The 22,616-nt window shown below is 70.9% G+C and carries 24 protein-coding genes; 14 read left to right on the top strand and 10 right to left on the bottom strand.

What is annotated here, in order from left to right:
* Positions 1 to 2: 2 nt before the first annotated feature.
* The 9 genes from FBY22_RS34230 (at position 3) to FBY22_RS44045 (ending at position 7,250) form a co-directional block, all read left to right on the top strand.
* Positions 3 to 920 (top strand): SCO2523 family variant P-loop protein, encoded by a 918-nt coding sequence (locus tag FBY22_RS34230; RefSeq protein ID WP_142151850.1) that lies wholly within the window; start codon positions 3 to 5, stop codon positions 918 to 920.
* On the top strand, positions 917 to 1,903 hold the full coding sequence (locus FBY22_RS34225) for an SCO2522 family protein (RefSeq protein WP_142151849.1): 987 nt from the start codon (positions 917 to 919) through the stop codon (positions 1,901 to 1,903). Before FBY22_RS34230 ends, FBY22_RS34225 begins: the two co-directional genes overlap by 4 nt.
* 1 nt (position 1,904) lies before the next feature.
* Positions 1,905 to 2,876 (top strand): SCO2521 family protein, encoded by a 972-nt coding sequence (locus tag FBY22_RS34220; protein WP_142151848.1) that lies wholly within the window; start codon positions 1,905 to 1,907, stop codon positions 2,874 to 2,876.
* A gap of 36 nt (positions 2,877 to 2,912) precedes the next feature.
* A complete protein-coding gene (locus FBY22_RS34215; RefSeq protein WP_142151847.1) occupies positions 2,913 to 3,947 on the top strand; it encodes a DUF6879 family protein in 1,035 nt (344 codons plus the stop codon).
* Positions 3,948 to 4,146: 199 nt separating this feature from the next.
* Entirely contained in the window at positions 4,147 to 4,362 is a 216-nt protein-coding gene (locus tag FBY22_RS34210; protein ID WP_142151846.1) for a hypothetical protein, read from the top strand.
* A 20-nt stretch (positions 4,363 to 4,382) separates the two neighbouring features.
* The gene (locus FBY22_RS34205; RefSeq protein ID WP_142151845.1) at positions 4,383 to 5,012 is read left to right on the top strand and encodes a DUF1266 domain-containing protein; all 630 of its coding nucleotides are present in this window, start codon (positions 4,383 to 4,385) and stop codon (positions 5,010 to 5,012) included.
* Between the two features lie 42 nt (positions 5,013 to 5,054).
* Positions 5,055 to 5,801 carry a DNA repair protein RecO gene (gene recO / locus FBY22_RS34200; RefSeq protein WP_142151844.1) on the top strand — a complete coding sequence of 249 codons (747 nt, stop codon included), beginning with the start codon at positions 5,055 to 5,057 and terminating at the stop codon, positions 5,799 to 5,801.
* Between the two features lie 24 nt (positions 5,802 to 5,825).
* Entirely contained in the window at positions 5,826 to 6,677 is an 852-nt protein-coding gene (locus tag FBY22_RS34195; RefSeq protein WP_142151843.1) for an isoprenyl transferase, read from the top strand.
* 36 nt (positions 6,678 to 6,713) lie between these two features.
* The gene (locus tag FBY22_RS44045) at positions 6,714 to 7,250 is read left to right on the top strand and encodes a YcxB family protein (protein ID WP_174267330.1); all 537 of its coding nucleotides are present in this window, start codon (positions 6,714 to 6,716) and stop codon (positions 7,248 to 7,250) included.
* A 1-nt stretch (position 7,251) separates the two neighbouring features.
* Here FBY22_RS44045 and FBY22_RS34185 read toward each other — a convergent pair whose 3' ends face one another.
* The 4 genes from FBY22_RS34185 to FBY22_RS34170 all read right to left on the bottom strand — a co-directional run bounded on the left by FBY22_RS34185 (position 7,252) and on the right by FBY22_RS34170 (position 10,384).
* Complete coding sequence (locus tag FBY22_RS34185) at positions 7,252 to 7,668, bottom strand: Fur family transcriptional regulator (protein ID WP_058925414.1); 417 nt, start codon at positions 7,666 to 7,668, stop codon at positions 7,252 to 7,254.
* 70 nt (positions 7,669 to 7,738) lie between these two features.
* Positions 7,739 to 8,641, bottom strand: a complete 903-nt coding sequence (locus FBY22_RS34180; RefSeq protein ID WP_142151842.1) for a metal ABC transporter permease — start codon at positions 8,639 to 8,641, stop codon at positions 7,739 to 7,741.
* Between the two features lie 10 nt (positions 8,642 to 8,651).
* On the bottom strand, positions 8,652 to 9,428 hold the full coding sequence (locus FBY22_RS34175; protein WP_174267329.1) for a metal ABC transporter ATP-binding protein: 777 nt from the start codon (positions 9,426 to 9,428) through the stop codon (positions 8,652 to 8,654).
* A complete protein-coding gene (locus FBY22_RS34170) occupies positions 9,425 to 10,384 on the bottom strand; it encodes a metal ABC transporter substrate-binding protein (protein WP_142151840.1) in 960 nt (319 codons plus the stop codon). Before FBY22_RS34170 ends, FBY22_RS34175 begins: the two co-directional genes overlap by 4 nt.
* A gap of 149 nt (positions 10,385 to 10,533) precedes the next feature.
* Between FBY22_RS34170 and FBY22_RS34165 the strand changes: the two genes are divergently transcribed.
* Positions 10,534 to 11,916, top strand: a complete 1,383-nt coding sequence (locus FBY22_RS34165) for a glycine--tRNA ligase (RefSeq protein WP_142151839.1) — start codon at positions 10,534 to 10,536, stop codon at positions 11,914 to 11,916.
* A gap of 69 nt (positions 11,917 to 11,985) precedes the next feature.
* Here FBY22_RS34165 and FBY22_RS34160 read toward each other — a convergent pair whose 3' ends face one another.
* On the bottom strand, positions 11,986 to 13,032 hold the full coding sequence (locus FBY22_RS34160; protein ID WP_142151838.1) for a chitinase: 1,047 nt from the start codon (positions 13,030 to 13,032) through the stop codon (positions 11,986 to 11,988).
* A 172-nt stretch (positions 13,033 to 13,204) separates the two neighbouring features.
* On the opposite strand from FBY22_RS34160, the gene FBY22_RS34155 reads away from it, so the two are divergent.
* Both FBY22_RS34155 and FBY22_RS34150 read left to right on the top strand, forming a co-directional pair.
* Positions 13,205 to 14,215: an aldo/keto reductase gene (locus tag FBY22_RS34155; protein WP_142151837.1), complete on the top strand. Its 1,011-nt coding sequence runs from the start codon at positions 13,205 to 13,207 to the stop codon at positions 14,213 to 14,215.
* A gap of 25 nt (positions 14,216 to 14,240) precedes the next feature.
* Complete coding sequence (locus tag FBY22_RS34150) at positions 14,241 to 14,831, top strand: TetR family transcriptional regulator (RefSeq protein WP_142151836.1); 591 nt, start codon at positions 14,241 to 14,243, stop codon at positions 14,829 to 14,831.
* 58 nt (positions 14,832 to 14,889) lie between these two features.
* On the opposite strand, the gene FBY22_RS34145 is transcribed toward FBY22_RS34150, so the two are convergent.
* The 4 genes from FBY22_RS34145 to FBY22_RS34130 form a co-directional block, all read right to left on the bottom strand.
* Positions 14,890 to 15,624, bottom strand: coding sequence for a hypothetical protein (locus FBY22_RS34145; protein ID WP_142151835.1), 735 nt, complete (start codon positions 15,622 to 15,624; stop codon positions 14,890 to 14,892).
* Positions 15,625 to 15,668: 44 nt separating this feature from the next.
* A complete protein-coding gene (locus FBY22_RS34140) occupies positions 15,669 to 16,823 on the bottom strand; it encodes a serine hydrolase (RefSeq protein ID WP_142151834.1) in 1,155 nt (384 codons plus the stop codon).
* A 78-nt stretch (positions 16,824 to 16,901) separates the two neighbouring features.
* Positions 16,902 to 17,120, bottom strand: a complete 219-nt coding sequence (locus tag FBY22_RS34135; RefSeq protein ID WP_142151833.1) for a hypothetical protein — start codon at positions 17,118 to 17,120, stop codon at positions 16,902 to 16,904.
* Positions 17,121 to 17,227: 107 nt separating this feature from the next.
* Positions 17,228 to 18,655, bottom strand: a complete 1,428-nt coding sequence (locus FBY22_RS34130; RefSeq protein ID WP_142151832.1) for an MFS transporter — start codon at positions 18,653 to 18,655, stop codon at positions 17,228 to 17,230.
* Positions 18,656 to 18,756: 101 nt separating this feature from the next.
* Between FBY22_RS34130 and FBY22_RS34125 the strand changes: the two genes are divergently transcribed.
* Positions 18,757 to 19,644, top strand: a complete 888-nt coding sequence (locus tag FBY22_RS34125) for a helix-turn-helix transcriptional regulator (RefSeq protein ID WP_142151831.1) — start codon at positions 18,757 to 18,759, stop codon at positions 19,642 to 19,644.
* A gap of 103 nt (positions 19,645 to 19,747) precedes the next feature.
* On the opposite strand, the gene FBY22_RS34120 is transcribed toward FBY22_RS34125, so the two are convergent.
* A complete protein-coding gene (locus FBY22_RS34120) occupies positions 19,748 to 21,193 on the bottom strand; it encodes an MFS transporter (RefSeq protein ID WP_142151830.1) in 1,446 nt (481 codons plus the stop codon).
* Between the two features lie 120 nt (positions 21,194 to 21,313).
* On the opposite strand from FBY22_RS34120, the gene dusB reads away from it, so the two are divergent.
* Positions 21,314 to 22,447 carry a tRNA dihydrouridine synthase DusB gene (gene dusB, locus FBY22_RS34115; protein WP_174267328.1) on the top strand — a complete coding sequence of 378 codons (1,134 nt, stop codon included), beginning with the start codon at positions 21,314 to 21,316 and terminating at the stop codon, positions 22,445 to 22,447.
* Positions 22,448 to 22,616 lie beyond the last annotated feature (169 nt).

Below are 22,616 nucleotides of genomic sequence, written 5' to 3'. Positions count from 1 at the left end.
GCGTGCTGATCTTCGCCGCCTCCGACAAGGGGGGCACGGGCCGCTCCGTCACCAGCGCCAACCTCGCCTACCACCGGGCACTGGCCGGGGACGACGTCTGCTACCTGGACTTCGACTTCGGCTCGCCCACCGCCTCGGCCGTCTTCGACGTCGCCGACGCCCGCCTCGCCATCGAGGGCGGCGGCCTGCACTCCTACCTCGACGGCCAGGTCGTCGAGCCCGAGCGCATAGACGTCTGGGCCGTCACCGAGCACCAGGTGCTGCGCGACCCGCCGCCCGGCTGCGGACGCCTCGTTCTGATGCCCGGCGACGTCGGCGGCGGCGAGTTCGCCACCACCGGCGACCACGTGCGGCTCTGCGCCGACCTGCTGATGAAACTGTCCTACGAGTTCGACCTGGTCTTCGTGGACCTGAGCGCCGGCCGCTCGTACGCCGTCGACATGGTCCTGGAGGCCACCGCACGGCCGGAGATGAGCCACGTCACCGCCCGTTGGCTGGTGTTCCACCGCTGGACCCGCCAGCATGTGGCCGCCGCCGCGAGCCTGGTCCTGGGCGAGCGCGGCATCGTCGCCGCGGGGGTCGACCGCGGCCACGACGAGGAGGCGCTGCGCGGCGCCATCCGCTTCGTACGGGCCGCCGTACCCGACCCCGAGTCGCCGCTGTGGTCCCAGGTCTCGCCGACCCAGTCGGCGTGGCTGCGCAAGGCCGACGCCGACCTCAAGCAGCTCGCCTCCGCCCACGGCATCGGCTACAGCCAGGTCCTCGGCTCCATCCCCCTCGAACCGGTCCTGCAGTGGCGCGAGCAGCTCATCACCGACGAGGACGTGCTCGACAGCCAGATCGCCAACATGGAGACGTGGCAGGCGCTCAGCCGGCTGGCCGCCCGGATCACCGACGACAAGCACTGGGAGCAGGTGTGACCGAGGCCGTCTTCCGGGAGACCACGGCGCAGCCCCGCACCCGGTCCGTGCAACTGTCCCACCTCTCCCTGGAGTTGGGGCATCTCTACATGGAGGACTTCGAGGCGGGCCCGGAGCGGCTGCGCGAGCACTTCGCCGAGGTGCGGCTGTGGGTGGAGGCCGTCCGCGCCTCCGTCGCCCGCCGCACCGGCGACAAGCGGCCCCGCATCAGCACCTGCTTCCTCATCGACGACTACTTCACCCGCTTCTCGACACCCGCCGAACTCGTCCCGCTGGTGCTGAAGGAGGCCGAGAAGGCGGGCCTGGGCATCGACTACCTGGCCCGTGAGTCGGGCTGCGCGGTGGCCGACCGGATCGACATCGCCGAATCCGTAGCCCACCGACTGGTCGAGTCGCCGCCGCCGGGCAGCAACGGCTCGCGCCCGCCCGTGGGCCAGACCGGCTGGCTCGCCAACGGCCGGCGCACCCCCACCACCGAGCGCGCCGCCCTGGGCGAGGTCAGGAGCTGGCAGCCGCCGGAGGAGACCGCGGCCCGCAACCACTCCGTGTTCATGGACGTCGAGCTGTGGTCCGAGCAGGACGGCCGGCGGCTGTGGTCCTGCCCGTTCCTGGCCGCCGTCTGGCAGCTGGCCCGGCTCGGACTGTTACGCCACCTCGGCGAGCCGGTGCTCGTCCCGCGCCCCTGGGACGGCGCGGAGTTCCCGCACGACTGGGACCGGCTGCCGGCCCTGCTCCAGCTCAACCCGCGGGCCGCGGCCTTCAGCGCCTACCGCACCTGCACCCTGCTGCCCAACCGCTTCCTGGCCGTCGAGGACGCCGTACGGCTCATCCTCGACCAGACCCAGGTCGACGCCGAGGCCCTGCGCCAGGTCACCGAACGCTCCAAGGCCGAAAAGGTCGAGGTACCGGACGCGGTCGCCCAGCGGGCCACGTACATCTTCTACGAGGACCCGGCGGCCGGCCCGTCCTCCGGTGGGCGCTGACATGACGAGGCCCTTCGGACAGCCCGCGCCCCCGGCCCTGGCCTGCGGCGAGGTGCGCACCTGTCTGCTGCCGTCCTTCCAGGCACTGGACGGCCGGGCCGCCGCCGGGCTGCTCAGACTGCGCGCCGACGAACACGTCCGGGTCTCCGAGCGGCCCAACCTGTACGCCCTTTCCCCCGAGACGCTGACCGGAGTGGACTGCCGGCTGCCCACCGCCAACGGCACCAAGGTCCGTGCCGTCGGCACCGTGGCCGCCCGCGCGGCACTCACCGAGGGCCGGCTGCTGCAGGCCACCGCCTACTTCAGCGCCCCGCCCGCGGGCCCCGACACACGCCGCCCGTGGGGGCACTACCTGGTGCGGCCCGGAGTCGTCGAGCCGTTCGGCAGGCTGCCCGAACAGTCCACCGCGCAGGGCGTGCTGCAGGGCGCGGGCCGCGGGGAGCTGGACCTCGGGGCGATCGCCGAGGCGCTGCTGGCGCGGCTGCTGCGCCACCCGCTGCTCGACCGCAAGGTCCCCTTCAAGTCCCGGCGCACGCACCTGCGTTGGGTCGCCCGCCGGGTCCCGGAGGGGGAGCGGGCGGAACTGACCCGGTTCACGCTGGCCGAGGACGGCCTGCGGACCGTGGAACTGAGGCTGCCGGAGAACACACCGGTGGCCGCGGCCGCCGGGCTGTGCGAGGACCTCGCGCTGCACGACTGGCTTTTGACGACCGTGGTGCACATGCTGGAGACCAGCCGGCTCGCCGCGGCGGACGGGCCCGCGGCGGTCCAGGCCCTGCGCCCGGCCGTCGACCATCTGCTGCACCTGTGGATGCCGCACGCGCGGGTGGACCGCTCGCTGGTCCACCTGTGGGAAGCACTGGAGCGGGAACCGGGCTTCACCCGCCAGTGGCAGAACCTGGTCCAGCGCATCCGGGACCAACTGGCCGTCCAGGCGATCCCGTTGCCCCACCAGGCACTGAGCACGAACTGAGGACGGCACCAACCACATACCCGACGGGGGAGACACATGAGCGGAGCGTCGTTAACGACAGGGGACAACGGGGCGGGAGCGCCGCGGCAGGGCATACCCAAGCTGTTCTGGAAGATCCTCATCACAGCGTCGGCGGCGGGCGGCGCCTTCCTGCTGACCGTCCTGCTGAACGGGGACGACAACAACATCTGGCAGTGGGTGGCGTCCATCGTCCTCGGCAGCGCCACACTGATCGTCCAGTACCTCGTGGACTTCGGCGAGCGCCTCGAGGTGGTCGAGAAGAGCCAGCGCCGGCACATCGACGACATGAAGCAGAGCCTGGCCAACCACCACGCGGAGATGCGGGCGGCCGTCGACCAGAGCTTCGCCAAGATCAACGAGGCGACGGAGCTGTTCAGCAAGGTCGACGGCTCCGTGCTGCGCTCCGAGGAGGTGACCCGGCTGGTCAAGGCGTACACGCAGGTCGGCGACGAGGCGCCGGGGATCGTCAAGAGCTTCGCGGAGGAGGAGCTGAAGCGTCTGGCCGAGCTCATGGAAGATCTCATCAGCGGCCGCGCGGACTCCTCTTTCGAGAACCACGAATGGCTGATCGACCTCGCCCTGTGCGTCAAGAAGACGCTCTACGCCACCAGCACGACAGTCGACCGGGATTTCTGGTCCAGTGAACCCGCGAAGCGCTATCTGGTGGCACAGGAGAAGGCCATCAAAACCCGCGGCGTGGAGGTCCGGCGGCTGTTTCTCGTGGACGAGCCGGACGAGGTCACCGAGGCCCTGAGGCAGATCTGCCAGCGTCAGCGCAGGCACGGCATCGACGCGCGGATCGGCGTGCAGTCACAGCTCGATCCGGGCGGCACGGTGATGGACTTCATCATCTTCGACGGCGAACTGTGCTACGAAACGCGACCCGATCACCATGTCAGGCCCGACATGACGATGCTGAGGATGAAGCGGGAGCACGTCGAGGACCGCATCAGCCAGTTCGACGAGCTGTGGGCGGCGACGGAGCCGGAACCGGAGCCCGAGGCGGAACCGGGCCGTGCGCCGCGCCGACTGCGCCGGGTCGCCGAGTGAAATAATCCGAATAGCATAAACCTCTTCCGCTGCGCCGTGGTCGCAGTTCACAGACTCCTGCCGAGTGTAGGGGTGTCAGGCAGCCGGGTTACGGAAAAGCGTGAAACCCAAAAAGAAAGGGGAGCACGCTTGAGGCGCAATCGACATGCCGCCGCCCGGAATTGTGAACTGTTTTTGCTACGGTCGTTAAGGAGAGGAAATGAAACCTCCCGTCGGAACTCATGTCGTGGACACCCGCACCGGAAGAATCGGCATCGTCATGGGGCATGTAGGACCGTACGTCCAACTCAGACCGTACGGCGGAGGACGGGAGTGGGACGCCGAGCCCGGGGCGCTGCGCGCGGCCACCCGGGCCGAGCGGCTCGGCGCGGCGACGGCCCAAGCCGACGCCCGCAGCGGCGGTGAGATCCCTTGACGTGAGTAGGGTGCGGGGCCATGGGTCTGTGGAACATACGGAGATGGACGAAGCCGAAGCCGCGCACCGGCAGGCGGTACCCCACCCCGCTCACCGCGCACCAGCTGTGGATGGTGTCGCTGAGCGCCCCGGTGAGCCGTGACCACGACGCCTCCCGCACGACCCTGTACCCCTTCACCCGCATCGACGACGACGGCGCCCGCGGCTGGCTGGCCGACCAGTGGGAGATCACCTCGCGGGAGGAACTCGTCGACCGGCTCGACGGGCTGTCCCGCAGCGGCTACCGGGCCCGCGCCCAGCGGCTGCTCGGCGTCTCGCCGCTCGCCTGGGACGCCGCGCTGTACGTCGACATCGCCCGGCGCGGTTTCGCCGCCGGGCTGATCGCCGAGGCCGAGGCCTGGACCGCGCTGAAGAACATCGTGCCGTCGGTGGTGTCGGCGTACTCCTCCTGGCAGGAGTACGCCGACCACTACCTGCTGGGGCGCAAGGTGTGGCGGGACGGGCTGGAGGCCGCCCGGGACCCCTCCCCGCCCGCCCCGCAGACCGTCGCCGACGCACACCTGCGCGCCCTCCTGGACCCGGCGAACCGCGCCAGCCCCTGGAACCTGGCCCCCTGGGACACCATCAGTCGCCCCGACCGGGCACGCTGACCCGCCGCCGTACGGGAGAATGGTCTCCATGAGGGGCACGCGATGAGTCTTTTCCGGGACGACGGCATCGTCCTGCGCACCCAGAAACTGGGCGAGGCGGACCGGATCATCACGCTGCTCACGCGCGGGCACGGGCGGGTGCGGGCCGTGGCCCGGGGGGTGCGGCGGACCAAGTCCAAGTTCGGGGCGCGTCTGGAACCGTTCTCCCACGTCGACGTGCAGTTCTTCGCGCGGGGCAGCGAGCTGGTGGGGCGCGGGCTGCCGCTGTGCACACAGAGCGAGACCATCGCCCCGTACGGCGGGGGGATCGTGACCGACTACGCCCGCTACACCGCCGGTACGGTCATGCTGGAGACCGCCGAGCGGTTCACCGACCACGAGGGCGAACCGGCCGTGCAGCAGTACCTGCTGCTCGTCGGTGCCCTGCGGACCCTGGCCCGCGGCGAGCACGCCCCGCACCTCGTGCTGGACGCCTTCCTGCTGCGCTCCCTCGCCGTCAACGGCTACGCCCCCAGCTTCAGCGACTGCGCGAAGTGCGGGATGCCGGGGCCGAACCGCTTCTTCTCCGTCGCCTCCGGCGGCTCGGTGTGCGTGGACTGCCGGGTGGCCGGCAGCGTCGTACCGTCCCCGCAGACCCTGGAACTCCTCGCCGCGCTGCTTACGGGAGACTGGGAGACCGCGGACGCGTGCGAGCCGCGGTACGTGCGGGAGGGGAGCGGGCTGGTGTCCGCCTATCTGCACTGGCACATGGAACGCGGGCTGCGTTCGCTTCGTTACGTAGAGAAGTAAGCGGTAAGAGGAGACGAGAAGCAGATGGTCGTACGCGGGATCCTGGGAAGCCGGCGCCGCGAGTACAAGGCACCCGAGCCGCACCCGTCCGGCGCCCGCGCGCCGAAGCTCCCGGGCGAGCTGGTCCCGAACCATGTGGCCATCGTCATGGACGGCAACGGCCGCTGGGCGAAGGAGCGCGGACTGCCCCGCACGGAGGGCCACAAGGTCGGCGCCGAGCGGGTGGTGGACGTCCTGCAGGGCGCGATCGAGATGGGCGTCGGCAGCATCTCCCTCTACGCCTTCTCCACCGAGAACTGGAAGCGCTCGCCCGACGAGGTCCGCTTCCTGATGAACTTCAACCGCGACTTCATCCGCAAGAGCCGTGACACGCTCGACCAACTCGGCGTCCGGGTGCGGTGGGTGGGCCGGATGCCCAAGCTGTGGAAGTCGGTCGCCAAGGAGCTCCAGATCGCCCAGGAGCAGACCAAGGACAACGACCGGCTGACCCTGTACTTCTGCATGAACTACGGCGGCCGCGCCGAGATCGCCGACGCCGCGCAGGCCATGGCCGAGGACGTGAAGGCCGGCCGGCTCGACCCGTCGAAGATCAACGAGAAGACCCTCGCCAAGTACCTGTACTACCCGGACATGCCGGACGTGGACCTGTTCCTGCGGCCCAGCGGCGAGCAGCGCACCTCCAACTACCTGATCTGGCAGAGCGCCTACGCCGAGATGGTCTTCCAGGACGTGCTGTGGCCCGACTTCGACCGCCGCGACCTGTGGCGGGCCTGCGTCGAGTTCGCCTCCCGCGACCGCCGCTTCGGCGGCGCCGTCCCGAACGAGCAACTGCTGGCCATGGAGGCCGCGATGCGGGGCAACGACCCCGCCGAGTAGCCTCCCGGCCGAAGATCGCCGGTACCATCCCGCCTCATGGTCATGGACATGGGGCGGGACGCCGAGCAGGGCGTGGTCGAGCTGACGTATCAGCCGGTCATGGGGGATTTCGTGGGGGCGCTGAGGGAGCGCAACCGGCTCAGGAAGCGGGGATGGGTGCGGTCCTGGGCCGTCGGCCTGCTGGCGTTCGCCTTCGTGTTGAACGCCGCGCTCTCCGCGGCGGGGCGGGACAGGTCCGACTGGTTTCTGCTGATCTGGATGCCCCTGACGCTGGTTCTGCTGCTTCTCACCCCGAGACTTCAGGCCCGCGCGTTCCTCAAGCTCGCCGCCCGCAACGGCACTTACCGTGCGACCGTGACGGACGCCGGGCTGACGATGGCGACCGACAACACCACGACGTCGGTGAAGTGGGCGGCGCAGCCCCGCTATCGGGAGACGAAGGACGCGTTCCTCACCTACAGCGACGACAAGAACGCCAGCTGCTTCACGGTGCTGCCCAAGCGGGGCCTCGCCGCCCCCGCCGACACGGACCGGCTGCGTGCGATCCTCGACCGCCACCTGGCCCGCGTCTGAGTCAGTTCCCGGCGGCGGCGCACTCCGCGCAGGTGCCGAAGATCTCCACGGTGTGGGCCACGTTCACGTACCCGTGCTCGGCGGCGATCGCCTCCGCCCACTTCTCCACGGCGGGTCCCTCGACCTCGACGGCCTTGCCGCACACCCGGCAGACCAGATGGTGGTGGTGCTCGCCGGAGGAGCAGCGGCGGTAGACGGACTCGCCCTCGGAGGTGCGCAGGACGTCGACCTCGCCGGCGTCGGCGAGGGACTGCAGGGTGCGGTACACGGTGGTCAGACCGACCGAGTCGCCCTTGTGCTTGAGCATGTCGTGGAGCTCCTGCGCGCTGCGGAACTCGTCGACCTCGTCGAGGGCCGCCGCCACGGCGGCACGCTGCCGGGTGGCGCGGCCCTTCACGGGCGGTCCAGCGGTCGTCACCGGGTCCTCCTTCTGCGGCTCGCGTCCACGACGCCTGCCGGGCCATTGTGCCAGCCCGGCCCGGGCGCGGTCAGACGCCGACCTCGCCGACGGCCTCCCGGGCGGCCGGGATCGCGCACTCGGCGGGCTCCCCGACGGGCCGCGCGGCCGCCGCAGCCCGGGCCCGCCGCCGGGCCAGGGGAGCGGCGAGCGCGGTCAGCAGCAGGAAGGCCGCGATGGTCAGCAGCACGATCGTCGCGCCGGGCGGTACGTCCTGGTAGTAGGAGGTGACCGTGCCGCCGATGGTCACCGTCACCCCGATCGCCACGGCGATCGCGAAGGTCGCCGCGAAACTGCGGCTGAGCTGCTGGGCGGCGGCCACGGGCACCACCATCAGCGCGCTGACCAGCAGCAGGCCCACCACCCGCATCGCGACCGTCACCGTGACCGCCGCCGTGACGGCGGTCAGCAGGTTCAGCGCGCGCACGGGCAGTCCGGTCACCCGCGCGAACTCCTCGTCCTGGCTGACCGCGAACAGCTGGCGGCGCAGGCCGAGCGTGACCAGCACGACGAAGCCGGCCAGCAGACAGATCGCCGTCACGTCCGACGGCGACACGGTCGACAGGGAGCCGAACAGGTACGACGTGAGGTTGGCGTTGGAGCCGCCGGGCGCGAGGTTGATGAACATCACGCCGCCGGCCATGCCGCCGTAGAAGAGCATCGCGAGGGCGATGTCGCCGCGGGTGTGGCCGTACCAGCGGATCAGCTCCATCAGGACCGCGCCGAGCACGGAGACGAGTGTCGCCATCCACACCGGGGAGGCGGACAGCAGGAAGCCGAGGCCGACGCCGGTCATCGCCACGTGGCCGATGCCGTCGCCCATGAGGGCCTGGCGGCGCTGGACGAGGTAGATGCCGATCGCCGGGGCGGTGACGCCGACGAGGACGGCGGCGAGCAGGGCCCGCTGCATGAAGGCGTAGTCGAGGAAGTCCATCACAGTTCCTTCAGCCCAGCAGTCCCGTGCGCAGCGGCCCGGGCTCGTGGGGGTGGACGTGGTCGTGGCCGGGCAGGGCGTGCTGGCCGACCGCCTTCGGGGGCGGGCCGTCGTGCAGGACGCAGCCGTCGCGCAGGACGACCGCGCGGTCGATCAGCGGTTCCAGCGGCCCGAGTTCGTGCAGGACGAGCAGGACGGTCGCACCGGCCGCGACCTGCTCGCGCAGGGTCCGCGCCAGCACCTCCTGGCTGGCCAGGTCCACGCCCGCCATCGGCTCGTCCATGATCAGCAGTTCCGGTTCGGCGGCGAGCGCGCGGGCGATCAGGACGCGCTGGTGCTGGCCGCCGGACAGGGCGTTCACGGAGTCCTTGGCCCGGTCCGCCATGCCCACCAGCTCCAGGGCCCTGCGTACGGCCGCGTGGTCGGCCTTGCGCAGCACGCCGAAGCGGGCCCGGGACAGCCGGCCGGAGGAGACGATCTCGGTGACCGTGGCGGGGACGCCCCCGGCGGCCGTCGTGCGCTGCGGTACGTAGCCCACCCGCGCCCAGTCCCGGAACCGCCCGCGCTCGGTGCCGAACAGCTCGACGCGCCCGGCGCTCACCGGCACCTGGCCGATGATCGTGCGGATGGCCGTCGACTTGCCGGAGCCGTTGGCGCCGAGCAGCGCGACGACCTCACCGCGTGCCACGGTGAGGTCGATTCCGCGCAGGACGGGGCGCGAGCCCAGGTCGGCGCGGACGCCGCGCAGGGATATGACGGGCTCGTTCATGCCGTCCCGGGATGTCATTTCTCTCCCAGAGCGCTCTGCAGGGCCTTGAGGTTGGCCTCCTGGACGGAGAAGTAGTCCGTGCCGCGGGACTTGGCCGTGATGCCCTCGATCGGGTCCAGGACGTCCGTCTTCAGGCCTGCGTCGGAGGCGATGGTCTTCGCGGTCCTGTCGCTGACGAGCGTCTCGTAGAAGACGGTGGTGACGCCGTCGGCCTTGGCCATCGTCTCCAGCTGCCGCACCCGCGCCGCGCTGGGCTCGGACTCGGGGTCGAGGCCGTTGATGGCCTCCTCGGTCAGGCCGTAGCGCTCGGCGAGGTAGCCGAAGGCGGCGTGGGTGGTGACGAAGACCTTGGACTTGGTGTGCGCGAGGCCGTCCTTGAACTGCGTGTCGAGGGCGTGCAGCCTCTTCACCAGCGTCGCGGTGTTCTTCCGGTAGTCGGCGGCGTGCTCGGGGTCGGCCTTCTGGAAGGCCTTGCCGACTCCCTCGGCGACCTGGGCGTAGCGCACCGGGTCGAGCCAGATGTGGGGGTCGAGGCCGGAGAGTTCCTCGTTCTTCGAGTCGTCGTGGGAGGCCGCGTGGCCGCCGACCTCGTTGCCGTGCTTCTCCAGCGAGGTCAGGGAGGCGGCGTCGATCTTGGTCTTCACCTCGGACTGGGCCACCGCGTCGTCGACGGAGGGCTGGAGGTTCTTCAGGTAGAGCACCGCGTCGGAGTCCTGGAGCTGCGCGGTCTGCCGGGCGCTGATCTCCAGGTCGTGCGGCTCCTGGCCGGGCTGGGTCAGGCTCGTGACGTGCACATGGGAGCCGCCGATCCGCTCGGCGAGGAAGACCATCGGGTAGAACGACGCGACGACGTCGAACTTCCCCGTGCCTGCCGCCGCCGCGCTGTCGCCGGAGCAGCCGGTGAGCGTGCCGAGGCCGAGGGCGGTGACGGCCGCCAGGGCCACCGCGGATATGCGCTGTCGTCGTACGTTCATGACAGTCATTTTCATCAAACATGGAAACCGTTGTCAACAAACGATCCGACGGTCACCGATTTGATTGAGGGGCAGCCCCCGCCGGTACCCTGAAGCATTCGCTGGAAGCATCTCGCTTCGTCGCCCGTCGTCGTAATGAAGAGAGCACCGTGGCCGCCGACAAGATCGACACCATCGTCAGCCTGAGCAAGCGCCGTGGCTTCGTATTCCCCTGCAGTGAGATCTACGGTGGCCAGCGCGCCGCCTGGGACTACGGGCCGCTGGGTGTCGAGTTCAAGGAGAACATCAAGCGCCAGTGGTGGCGCTACATGGTGACGTCGCGCGAGGACGTGGTCGGCATCGACTCGTCCGTCATCCTGGCCCCCGAGGTCTGGGTCGCCTCCGGTCACGTCGCCACCTTCACGGACCCGCTGACCGAGTGCACCTCCTGCCACAAGCGGTTCCGCGCGGACCACCTGGAGGAGGCCTACGAGGCCAAGCACAAGCGCCTCCCGGAGAACGGTCTGGCGGATGTGAACTGCCCGAACTGCGGCAACAAGGGCCAGTTCACCGAGCCCAAGCAGTTCTCCGGCCTGCTCTCGACGCACCTCGGCCCCACGCAGGACTCCGGCTCCATCGCCTACCTGCGCCCCGAGACCGCCCAGGGCATCTTCACCAACTTCGCCCAGGTGCAGACCACTTCGCGCCGCAAGCCGCCGTTCGGCATCGCGCAGATGGGCAAGTCCTTCCGCAACGAGATCACGCCCGGCAACTTCATCTTCCGCACCCGCGAGTTCGAGCAGATGGAGATGGAGTTCTTCGTCAAGCCGGGCGAGGACGAGAAGTGGCAGGAGTACTGGATGGAGCAGCGCTGGAGCTGGTACACCGGTCTCGGCCTGCGTGAGGAGAACATGCGGTGGTACGAGCACCCGAAGGAGAAGCTCTCCCACTACTCCAAGCGCACCGCTGACATCGAGTACCGCTTCCAGTTCGGCGGCAGCGAGTGGGGCGAGCTGGAGGGCGTCGCCAACCGCACCGACTACGACCTGAACGCCCACGGCAAGGCCTCCGGCCAGGACCTCTCCTACTTCGACCAGGAGGCCGGCGAGCGCTGGACGCCGTACGTCATCGAGCCCGCGGCCGGTGTCGGCCGTACGCTGCTGGCCTTCCTCCTCGACGCCTACGTCGAGGACGAGGCGCCGAACGCCAAGGGCAAGATGGAGAAGCGCACGGTGCTGCGGCTCGACCACCGCCTGGCGCCGGTCAAGGTCGCCGTGCTCCCGCTGTCCCGGAACCCCGAGCTGTCGCCGAAGGCCAAGGGCCTCGCCCAGGCGCTGCGGCAGAACTGGAACATCGAGTTCGACGACGCCGGCGCCATCGGCCGCCGCTACCGCCGCCAGGACGAGATCGGCACGCCGTACTGCGTGACCGTCGACTTCGACACCCTGGACGACAACGCGGTGACGGTGCGCGAGCGGGACTCCATGAAGCAGGAGCGCGTGTCGCTGGACCAGATCGAGGGATACCTGGCGGGCCGCCTGCTGGGCTGCTGACGTCCGCCGCGGTGCCGTGCAAGCGCCGGGCGGGGCCGAGGAGACTCGGTCCCGCCCGGCGCTTGTGTGTCAACGCCCTTGCAGGGACTTCACGTTGTCGCCGAAGGTCCAGTTCTTCGAGCCGTCCCAGTTGACCGACCAGGTCATCAGGCCCTTGAGGGAGCTGCCGTAGTGCTTCCAGGCCTGGGAGACGAGGGACGGTGACATGTGGCCGCCGCCGGCGCCCGGCTGGGCGGGCAGGCCGGGGACCTGCTTGTCGTAGGGCACCCTGACCGTCGTGCCCTGCACGACCAGGCCCTTGTTCAGGCAGTCCGTCTGGGCCGTGAAGCCCTGCACCGTGCCCGCCTGGTAGGAGTCTCCCGAGCAGCCGTACATGCTGCCGTTGTAGTACTGCATGTTGAGCCACCACAGGCGGCCGTTGTCGGCGTACTTCTTGATGATCGGCAGGTACGCGCCCCAGATCGAGCCGTAGGTGACGCTCCCGCCGGTGACGTAGGCCGTCTCCGGGGCCATGGTGAGCCCGAAGCCCGCCGGCATCCGCGCCAGGACTCCGTCGATGATGCGGATCAAGTTGGCCTGCGAGGTGGAGAGTTGGGAGATGCTGCCGCTGCCGACCAGGCCCGTCTCGATGTCTATGTCGATGCCGTCGAAGTTGTACTTCTTCAAGATCGGGACGATCGTCGCCACGAAGCGGTCGGCGACCGCCTGTGAGCCGAGGTCGATGCCGGCCGCGGCGCCGCCGATCGACAGCAGGATCGTCTGGCCTGAGGCCTTCGCCGCGCACATCTCCGCGGGCGTGGCCACCTTCACGCCCGCGTCCATGCCGTCCTCCCACAGGGCCGTTCCGTCCGAACGGATCACCGGGAAAGCCGCGTTGATCACGTTGTAGCCGTGGGCGGGGATGCGGGAGTCGGTGATCGGGGTCCAGCCGAAGGGCGGGTGGACGCCGTTGGCGGAGCCGTCCCAGTTCTCCCAGTAGCCCTGCAGGACCTTGCCGGAGGGGCGCGACTTCGGCGCGCAGGTGTCGGCGGCGGAGGCGGTGGGGGCCGCCGGCAGCTGGGTGAGACAGGCCGTCGCCAGCGCGGCGGCGAGCAGGGACAGGGTGCGGCGGAGCATACGGGCCTCCCGGTGGGGGTGCGGTGAGGTGTCGTAGGCATGACAGTGCTCTGGTCCAGACCTCTCGTCAATAGGTCTGGACCAGGTTGGGTCGGGGTGCTTGCGGCGGCCTGGCGACGGAGTTGGAATGACAGATATTGAAATCTGTCAGCTGTCATGTCAGGGTGGTGGCATGACGATGCGAACCCGAACCCTCGGCATCACCGGCCCCCAGGTCTCCGCCCTCGGCCTCGGCTGCATGGGCATGTCCGGCATGTACGGCGACGCGGACCGCGCAGAATCCGTCGCCACCATCCACGCCGCCCTGGAGGCCGGCGTGACCCTGCTCGACACCGGCGACTTCTACGGCATGGGCCACAACGAACTCCTGATCGCCGAAGCCCTGCGCACCGCCCCGGCCGCCCTCCGGGAGAACGCCCTGGTCAGCGTGAAGTTCGGCGCCCACCGCGCTCCGGACGGCGAGTGGCTCGGCTACGACGCCCGCCCGGCCGCCGTGAAGACCTGGGCCGCGTACTCCCTCCAGCGCCTCGGCGTCGACCACATCGACGTCTACCGGCCCGCCCGGCTCGACCCGAACGTGCCGATCGAGGAGACCGTCGGCGCGATCGCGGAACTGGTCGAGCAGGGATACGTCCGCCACATCGGGCTCAGCGAGGTCGGCGCGGAGACCATCCGCCGGGCCGCCGCCACCGCCCCGATCGCCGACCTCCAGATCGAGTACGCGCTCATCTCCCGCGGGCCCGAGCGGGAGATCCTGCCCACCCTGCGCGAGCTGGGCATCTCCGTCACCGCCTACGGGGTGCTCTCCCGCGGGCTGATCTCCGGTCACGTCACACCAGGGCAGGGGTTCGCCGCGAACGACTTCCGCGCCCACACGCCCCGCTTCCAGGGCGAGAACCTCCAGCACAACCTCCGCCTGGTCGAATCCCTGCGCAAGATCGCCGAGCAGAAGGGCGTCTCCGTCGCCCAGATCGCCATCGCCTGGGTGCTCTCGCGGGGCGACGACATCGTGCCGCTGGTCGGCGCCCGCACCCGCGAGCGGCTCGGCGAGGCCCTGGGCGCCCTGGACGTGACCCTGGACGCGGCCGACCTCGCCGCGATCGAGGCGGCCGTACCGGCGGACGCGGCGGCCGGCGAGCGGTACGCGCCCGCGCAGATGGCCATGCTCGACAGCGAACGCTGATCGCGGTGCCGGGTACCGTCTAGCCATGCCTCCGACCAGCGAGACCCTGACCGCCGAGCGCATCCTCGCCGCCACCGAGGAGGTGCTGCGCCGCCACGGCCCGGCCAAGGCCACCGTGGTCGACGTGGCCCGCGCGCTCGGCGTCAGCCACGGCAGCGTCTACCGGCACTTCCGGACCAAGGCAGCGCTGCGGGAGGCGGTGACCAAGAGGTGGCTGGACCGGACGACACAGGTCCTCGCCGGGATCGCCGCCGACGCCGGACGGGACCCGGAGGCGAGGGTGCGCGAGTGGCTCGCGGCCCTCTTCGCCGCCAAGCGCCGCAAGGCCGGCGACGACCCGGAGCTGTTCGCCACGTACTCCGTGCTGACGGACGGGGCGGGCGAGGTGGTGAGCGCCCACATCACCGAACTGACCGACCAGCTCACGGAGATCGTCCGCGCCGGTGCGCAGGCGGGCACCTTCACGGTCGCCGACCCGGCGACCGCCGCCCGCGCCCTCTTCCAGGCCACGGCCCGCTTCCACGACCCGGGCTACGCCAAGGAGTGGGAACAGCCGGGCGTGCAGGGGGAGTTCGAGGCGGTGGTGGAGCTGCTGGTGCGCGGATTGTCCGCCTGACCCCGCCCAGCGGTCCTGGAATGCCCGGAAGGGGCGCCGGGCCCTCGGGGCGGGCCGCTCAGCAGTGGCAGAGCAGGTCGACGACGACCGCCTCCCCGGGGAGGTCGTCGAGGTAGCCGTTGGCCCGCTCCCAGTAGCCGTCGCTCGTCGCGTCCGTCCAGGTGCCGTCAAGGGTGAGCAGGGCGAAGCCCGGCACGGCGGCCTCGACCGCGTCCCGGCGGGCCGCGTCGTGTTCCTGAGCGAAGTACGCGACCGGGTCCTTGAGCAGGAAGGACATGTCGAAGTGCGGGTCGCCCGCGACGGCCCGCTGCGCCACCTCCTGCACCAGCGGCTGCAGCAGATGGTCCCGCTTGGCGTCCTCCTTGGAGTACCCCTCGGGATCGGCCTCGTGGCGGGCGACGAACTCGGTGAGCGGACGGGCCGGCGGATGCGGCGCGGCCAGCTCCTCCCAGGCGGCGCGCAGGGCGTCGTACCGGTGCGCCGACCGCTGCCGCATCGCGTCGAAGTCCAGCAGGGCGCGCGGGCCGCCGTGGCACTCCAGTGGTCCGAGAGGGGCGAGGTCCGCCTTTCTTCGGGGCACGGTGGCGGGCGTGAGGAGTCTTCGGTCCCCGTCGTGCGCGGGCAGCACCAGAAACCCGCGGCCCGGTTCGGAGTGGACGGCCCACCAGTCCCACTCGCCGGCCGGGTTCCGGGCGTCGGAGAGGTCGTACGGTGCCATGGCGGCGGCTGCCGCTTTGACGAGCCTGCGCGGCTTGGTCGGCGGCAGGCACACGGTGGCGATGAATTTGGTCATGGGCGCGATCGTAGGGTGGGCGCCGGCCGCGCCGCCCGGCGGTCTCAGCCGCCGGCCACGAACCGCCAGAAGCCCCGCATCACCGGTGTGGGGGTCGGGTTCGCCATGCCCGCCTGGGTGAGCAGGATCGCGACGGTTCCGGCGGGCGGGACGATGTGGGCCGTCGTGCCGGTGCCGCCGACCCAGCCGTAGCGGCCGGGGACGTTCCAGGGGTCGGACGGGGTGACGTCGACCTGGCCGCCGTAACCCCAGCCCTGGCCCTCCAGGAAGAGCGTGGCGCGGTCGCGCTGCTCGGCCGTGAGGTGGTTGGTGGTCATACGGCTGACCGACGTGGAGGTGAGCAGGCGGTGGCCGTCCGGGGCGGTGCCGCCGTTCACCAGGAGGCGGGCGAAGGCCAGCCAGTCGTCGGCCGTGGAGACCAGGCCGCCGCCGCCCGAATGGAAGCGCGGGATACGGCTGAACTCGCCGTCCGGGGTGTCCCACAGGTGCGGGGAGCCGTCCGGGGCGGGCGCGTAGGCCGAGGTGAAGCGGTGCCGCTTCGACGGCGGGACCTCGAACGCCGTGTCCGTCATGCCCAGCGGCGCGAAGAGCCGCTCGGCCAGGAAGTCCGGGAGCGTACGGCCGGACGCCCGCTCGACCAGGATGCCCTGCAGGTCGGAGGAGGTGCCGTAGAGCCAGGCCTCGCCCGGCTGGTACAGCATCGGCACCTGGGCGAGCAGGCCCAGCCAGGTGCCCGCGTCCGGCCAGTCCTGCAGGGCGCGGCCGTCCCTCTGCACCGTGAACAGCGACCGCACCGCCGGAAGCGAGAAGTCGGAGGGGAAGCCCCAGCCGGTGCGGGAGCTGAGCAGGTCCTCGACCGTGATCGGGCGGGCGGCCGGGACCACGTCGTCCACGGGGCTCGACGGCGTCCGCACCACCGTCGGTTTCGACAGCTCCGGAAGCCATTCCTCCACCGGCGACTCCAGGGCGAACACGCCCTCCTCCACCAGCATGAGCACGGCGGCCGCCGCGATCGGCTTGGTGATGGAGGCGATACGGAAGATCGAGTCACGCGCCATCGGCGCGGTTCCGTCGGTGTCCACGGAGCCGACGGTCACCACATGGACGTCCTCGCCGCGCGCCACCAGGGCGACGGCGCCGGGCACCGTGCCGTCCTCGACATGGCGGCGCAGAACGGCCTTCAGTTCGGTCTCGGTCATCTCCGGCCTTCCGGTGCGCGGGCGGTGCGGTCAGCTGTACGACTCCTGCCGCGCCGGAAACTCATCTCTCCCGGCGCCTCAGCCCGAGGGCTCCGGCTCCGTCGGGTCCACCGTCGCCTGGTGCGCCTGAGCCAGATGCTCCTCGGCCTTCAGCCAGGGCAGGAACTGCGCCCCCTGCCGCCAGCCGCAGGTGTCACATCTGATCGTCCGCTGCAGACCGGTGCGCTGCACGCGGACGACGTGCTCGCGGCCGTGCCCGTCCCAGCGCCTCACCCGGCTCCTGTTGATCTCGAGCATGCTGCCTCCCCTCCGGCACAGGAGTGTGCAGCAAGACCAACATCAACAGGGGACCCTCCACGGTGAGTTGACCAACCCGTGGCCGATCCCACACAGGACCGCCCCCGTCAGCCGATGGTGCGGGGCAGCCGCAGGCTCAGCAGGCCCGTCACGACGATGCAGCCGAGCTGCGTCAGCAGCGTCACGACCAGGGCGTCCCGCATGCCGCTGCCCGGGACGAGGGACAGGAACAGCGTGCCCAGAGCGGCCACTCCGAGAGCGAGGGCCGACTGCTGGGTCGTCATCATCACCCCGCTGCCGACCCCGGCCCGGACCGGCTCCACCTCGGACAGCACCACCCGGTAGATGATGGGCAGTTGCAGCGCCTGGCCGCCGCCGGCGAACACCGCGCCCGGCAGCAGCTCGACCAGCCCCAGGTCCGGCCAGGACCGCCAGGCCGCCAGGGCCATCAGGCCGATGCCCAGCCCCTGGAGCAGCGCCCCGGCGGTGACCACCCGGGTGCCGTACCGGGTGACCAGGCGGGGGCCGGCGAGCGAGACGAAGAGGAACACCACGGCCATCGGTGCCAGGGCCAGTCCGGCCCGCACCGGTCCCAGGCCCGCACCCCGCTGCAAGGCCACCGCGATCACGAACATGAAGCCGCTGAAGCCCACCGAGAACGGCAGGATCATCACCAGACCGCGCCGCAACGACGTCAGCGCGAAGAGCGACGGGGGAACGAGAGGCGTGCGGCCCTGCCGGTCGGCCCGGCGCTCCACCGCGTAGAACGCCGCCGCGAGGAAGGGGAACGCCACCAGCGACAGCCACGTCCACAGCGGCCAGCCCGCCGAACGGCCCTCGGTGAGCGGCGCGAGCAGGGCGAGCAGGGACGCGGTGAGCAGGACGGTGCCGGGGCCGTCGACCGGCTCGGGGTGCCGGGAACGGGTCTCCGGGACGGCACGGGCCGCCAGCAGCAGGCCCACGACGACCACTGGCACATTCACCAGGAACACCGCCCGCCAGCCGGTGCCCGCGATGTCCGCCGCGACCAGGACCCCGCCGAGGATCTGCCCGGCGACCATGGACAGGCCGGCCGTGGCGCCGTACAGGCCCATGGCCTTCGCGCGGCGCGGCCCGGCGGTCGCCGCCTGGATGGTGGCGAGGATCTGCGGCAGCATCGCGGCGGCCGACGCGCCCTGCGCCACCCGCGCCGCCACCAGCGTCCAGGCGTCGGGCGCCAGACCGCAGGCCAGCGAGGTCAGCCCGAACGCCGCCATGCCGCCGAGGAAGAAGCGGCGCCGGCCGAACAGGTCCCCGAGCCTGCCGCCCAGGACGAGCAGCACGGCGTACGCCAACCCGTAACCGGCGACGACGAGTTCCAGGACGGACTCGCTCGCGTGCAGGTCCCGGCCGATCGTCGGCAGGGCGACGTTGACGATGAAGAAGTCGATGAGGGGCAGCGCCGCTGCCAGCAGCACGGTGAAGAGGCCGACGGCCCCGAGCGAGGGCGTCGCGGCCGGCGGCCGGACGGTACGTGGAGCGATCGTTTCGGTCACGTCATCGAGGCTGCTCCGCTGCCCAGCGTGGTACCAGAGTGTCTTTATCCTGGTAGAAGCAGTACCTGGACACAGGGTGCCGGGAGGGGCACGGTAGAGGCATGACGACCATCGCCCAGGAGACGGTGACCGCGCGCTCGCGCGGCACGGGCGCCGAGGTCCGGCGGCACGAGCTGGCGGCCTTCCTGCGCAGCCGCCGCGAGCGGATCGCCCCGGAGGAGGTCGGCCTCCCGCGCGGGCGGCGACGCCGCACACCAGGGCTGCGCCGCGAGGAGGTCGCCCAGCTCTCCGCCGTCGGCGTCACCTGGTACACGTGGCTGGAGCAGGGCCGCGACATCCAGGTCTCCGTCCAGGTCCTCGACGCCCTCGCCCGCACCCTGATGCTCGACCCCACCGAGCGCGCCCACCTCTTCCAGCTCGCCGGCGCGGTCGACCCGACACCGGCCCTGATCTGCCCGTCGGTGACGCCGGCGCTGCGCGCCATGCTGGAACAGCTCGAGCCGTACGCCGCGAGCATCCAGAACAGCCGGTACGACATCCTCGCCCACAACCGCGTCCTCGGGCTGCTGCTGTGCGACCTGGCGGCGGTGGCGCCGGAGGACCGCAACTGCCTCCTGCTCTCCTACACCAACCAGGAGTGGCGCGACTCGATCGTGCACCTGGAGGAGACCCGCCGCCTCATGGCCGCCCGGCTGCGCGCCGCCATGGCCGGGCACCTCGGCGAGCCGGCCTGGAAGCTGCTGCTCAAGCGGCTGCGCGCATACCCGGAGTTCTGCGAGGCATGGGAGCGGCACGAGGTGGTCGTGGCCCACAGTAAGCGCAAGGAGTTCCTCAACCGCCTGGTGGGACGAGTCGTGGTGGACCAGACCGAGCTGTGGCTGGGACCGGAAGTGGGCTCACGGCTGGTGACGTACGTCCCGGCGGACGACGAAACGCGAGCCAGGATGGAGGAACTCCATGCGATAGCGCTGGCCAGGGAGGCACGCTGACGGGCCGCGAGAGACGGCCCGAGATCACGCCGGGGGCCGGGACGCGACCTGAAGGGGCGCGGGGAACTGCGCGATCAGCCCCCACCCGGCCGCACCCGCCGGACTACGCACTCACCCCTGTGGGTTGGCGCACCTCCGCCGACGACAGCTTTTCGGCGGTCCGCTCCGCGGTCCCCCGCGCCCACGGCCCCGTGGTCACCGCCCCGAGGGTGAACACCGCCACACCACAGCCGACGAGCACCCACCACCCCGGTACCGAAGCCGAAACGAACGCCGACCTGTACGACGACCCCTCCACGCCGGAGGCCAGCACCGCCCCGATCACCGCGACGCCCAGCGTCTGACCCAGCTGCCGGCTCGTGGAGGCCACCGCCGCGGCGACCCCCGCCTGCGCCCGCGGCATGCCCGACACCGCCGTGTTGGTGATCGGCGCGTTCACGAATCCGAAGCCGACGCCGAACAGCACGTACCCGACGAACAGCGTCGTGTTCGAGGTCTCCGCGTCGAACGCCGCGAACAGCACCGCGCTCACCGTCATCGCCACACCGGCGACCATGAGGGACAGCCGTGGCCCCCGGCTGCCGACCAGCCGTCCGGACACCGGCGCGCACAGGAACATCGGCACCGCCATCGGCAGCATCCACAGCCCCGCGTGCAGTGCGTCGTACCCGCGTACGTTCTGCAGGTACAGCGTCGACAGGAACAGGAAGCCGCCCAGCGAGGCGAACGCCGCGATCGCTGTCACCGTCGCGCCGCTGAACGGCACGGAGCGGAAGAAGCGCAGGTCGATGAGGGGTTCGTCGCGTCGCGGCTCGTACCAGAGCAGGCCGCCCAGGGCCGCCGCGGCGACCAGCGCGAACGGCAGGACCGCGGCCACGCCGGAGTCCGGGGCCTCGATGATCGCGTACGTCAGGGAGCCGAACAGCGCGATGACCATGAGCTGCCCGACCGGGTCGGGACGGCGGGCCCTGGGGGCGCGGGACTCGGGGACGAAGCGCAGGGTCAGCAGCAGGGCCGTGAGGCCGACGGGAAGGTTGACCCAGAAGATCGACCGCCAGCCGACCGACTCCACGAGCAGACCGCCCGCCAGCGGGCCGGCCGCCATGGAGATGCCGACCACGGCGCCCCACACACCGATCGCCCGGGCCCGTTCGCGGGGGTCGGTGAAGGTGTTGGTGATGATCGACATGGCGACCGGGTTGAGCATCGAGCCGCCGACCGCCTGGATCATCCGGAACGCGACCAGTGAGTCGAGGTTCGGGGCGAGCGAGCACAGCAGCGAGCCGACGACGAACAGGACCAGGCCGGTCATGAACACGCGCTTGCGGCCGATCCGGTCGGCGGTGGAGCCCGCGAGCATCAGGAGCGAGGCCAGTACGAGCGTGTAGGCGTCGATCGTCCACTGCAGGCCGGACGTGCTCGCGTGCAGTTCGCGCTGCATGTCCGGCAGGGCGACGTTCAGAGCGGTGACGTCGATGCTGACGATCAGCAGGCTCATGCAGCAGATCGCCAGGACCAGCAGACGTCGGCGGTGACTGAGCTCGGGCATGCGTTTTATCGTACGCCGATGTCGATAGTGTGTCTAACTAATAGTGGTGCTAACTAATGGTGGATGCATGATCCTTGGAGGGCGGGGATGCGGGCGTTTTCCATGGGTGACAATGGGCTAATGTCCACGCCCCTGCAGATCGGTCCGCACACCGTCCAGCCCCCTGTCGTCCTCGCCCCCATGGCCGGGATCACCAACGCTCCCTTCCGGACCCTGTGCCGGGAGTTCAGCGGCGGCAAGGGCCTCTTCGTGAGCGAGATGATCACCACGCGGGCGCTGGTCGAGCGCAACGAGAAGACCATGCAGCTGATCCACTTCGACGAGAGCGAGAAGCCTCGGTCGATCCAGCTGTACGGCGTCGACCCCGCCACCGTGGGCAAGGCCGTCCGCATGATCGCGGAGGAAGGTCTCGCCGACCACATCGACCTCAACTTCGGGTGCCCCGTGCCGAAGGTGACGCGCAAGGGCGGCGGGTCCGCGCTGCCCTACAAGCGGAACCTGCTCCGGGCGATCCTGCGTGAGGCCGTCTCGGGCGCCGGGGACCTGCCCGTGACCATGAAGATGCGCAAGGGCATCGACGACGACCACATCACGTATCTGGACGCCGGGCGGATCGCCGTCGAGGAAGGCGTCACGGCGATCGCCCTGCACGGGCGTACGGCCGCGCAGCACTACGGCGGTACCGCGGACTGGGACGCCATCGCCCGGCTGAAGGAGCATGTGCCGGAGATTCCGGTGCTGGGCAATGGCGACATCTGGTCGGCCGGGGACGCGCTGCGGATGGTACGGGAGACCGGGTGCGACGGGGTGGTCGTGGGGCGGGGGTGCCTGGGGCGGCCGTGGCTGTTCGCGGACCTGGTCGCGGCGTTCGAGGGGCGTGAGCAGGACGTCGCGCGGCCTTCTTTGCGTGAGGTCGCCGATGTCATGGTGCGGCATGCTCGGCTGCTGGGGGAGTGGATCGGCGACGAGGCGAAGGGAGTCGTCGACTTCCGTAAGCATGTCGCCTGGTATCTGAAGGGCTTCGCCGTCGGGAGTGAGATGCGCAAGCGGCTCGCCGTCACGTCGTCTCTGGAGGAACTGCGCGGCGGGCTGGACGAGTTGGAGCTTGATCAGGCCTGGCCGGTCGGTGCCGACGGGCCTCGGGGGCGTACCTCCGGCAACAACAGGGTGGTGCTGCCGGACGGGTGGCTGAAGGACCCCTACGACTGCGCGGGTGTCGGGGAGGACGCGGAGCTCGACACGTCGGGGGGCTGAGGTTCGGCCGCCTGCGGTTTCGTCGTGGGTCGGGGACGGGGCGGGGGGTGTCCGTCCTCGGTCGGGCGGGGCCGCGTCTTGATCTGTGACGGTGATGGACGCCCGCCGCTGCGGGCGGACACCCCCCGCCCCGTCCCCTTCTCGCCGAGGGCGCCCGCCACGCCCCTGG

This window comes from Streptomyces sp. SLBN-31, assembly GCF_006715395.1.
Classification (GTDB): domain Bacteria; phylum Actinomycetota; class Actinomycetes; order Streptomycetales; family Streptomycetaceae; genus Streptomyces.
The sequence above is the reverse complement of the archived record's forward strand: the minus strand, read 5'-3'. Positions and strand labels throughout refer to the sequence as shown.

Coding starts and splice junctions, on each gene's coding strand:
- FBY22_RS34210 (WP_142151846.1), top strand. CDS start 4,147: ATGAAACCTCCCGTCGGAACTCATGTCGTGGACACCCGCACCGGAAGA.
- dusB (WP_174267328.1), top strand. CDS start 21,314: ATGTCCACGCCCCTGCAGATCGGTCCGCACACCGTCCAGCCCCCTGTC.
- FBY22_RS34125 (WP_142151831.1), top strand. CDS start 18,757: ATGACGACCATCGCCCAGGAGACGGTGACCGCGCGCTCGCGCGGCACG.
- FBY22_RS34215 (WP_142151847.1), top strand. CDS start 2,913: ATGAGCGGAGCGTCGTTAACGACAGGGGACAACGGGGCGGGAGCGCCG.
- recO (WP_142151844.1), top strand. CDS start 5,055: ATGAGTCTTTTCCGGGACGACGGCATCGTCCTGCGCACCCAGAAACTG.
- FBY22_RS34120 (WP_142151830.1), bottom strand. CDS start 21,193: ATGCCCGAGCTCAGTCACCGCCGACGTCTGCTGGTCCTGGCGATCTGC.
- FBY22_RS34140 (WP_142151834.1), bottom strand. CDS start 16,823: ATGACCGAGACCGAACTGAAGGCCGTTCTGCGCCGCCATGTCGAGGAC.
- FBY22_RS34160 (WP_142151838.1), bottom strand. CDS start 13,032: ATGCTCCGCCGCACCCTGTCCCTGCTCGCCGCCGCGCTGGCGACGGCC.
- FBY22_RS34205 (WP_142151845.1), top strand. CDS start 4,383: ATGGGTCTGTGGAACATACGGAGATGGACGAAGCCGAAGCCGCGCACC.
- FBY22_RS44045 (WP_174267330.1), top strand. CDS start 6,714: ATGGTCATGGACATGGGGCGGGACGCCGAGCAGGGCGTGGTCGAGCTG.
- FBY22_RS34175 (WP_174267329.1), bottom strand. CDS start 9,428: ATGACATCCCGGGACGGCATGAACGAGCCCGTCATATCCCTGCGCGGC.
- FBY22_RS34220 (WP_142151848.1), top strand. CDS start 1,905: ATGACGAGGCCCTTCGGACAGCCCGCGCCCCCGGCCCTGGCCTGCGGC.
- FBY22_RS34135 (WP_142151833.1), bottom strand. CDS start 17,120: ATGCTCGAGATCAACAGGAGCCGGGTGAGGCGCTGGGACGGGCACGGC.
- FBY22_RS34150 (WP_142151836.1), top strand. CDS start 14,241: ATGCCTCCGACCAGCGAGACCCTGACCGCCGAGCGCATCCTCGCCGCC.
- FBY22_RS34180 (WP_142151842.1), bottom strand. CDS start 8,641: ATGGACTTCCTCGACTACGCCTTCATGCAGCGGGCCCTGCTCGCCGCC.
- FBY22_RS34155 (WP_142151837.1), top strand. CDS start 13,205: ATGACGATGCGAACCCGAACCCTCGGCATCACCGGCCCCCAGGTCTCC.
- FBY22_RS34195 (WP_142151843.1), top strand. CDS start 5,826: ATGGTCGTACGCGGGATCCTGGGAAGCCGGCGCCGCGAGTACAAGGCA.
- FBY22_RS34145 (WP_142151835.1), bottom strand. CDS start 15,624: ATGACCAAATTCATCGCCACCGTGTGCCTGCCGCCGACCAAGCCGCGC.
- FBY22_RS34170 (WP_142151840.1), bottom strand. CDS start 10,384: ATGAACGTACGACGACAGCGCATATCCGCGGTGGCCCTGGCGGCCGTC.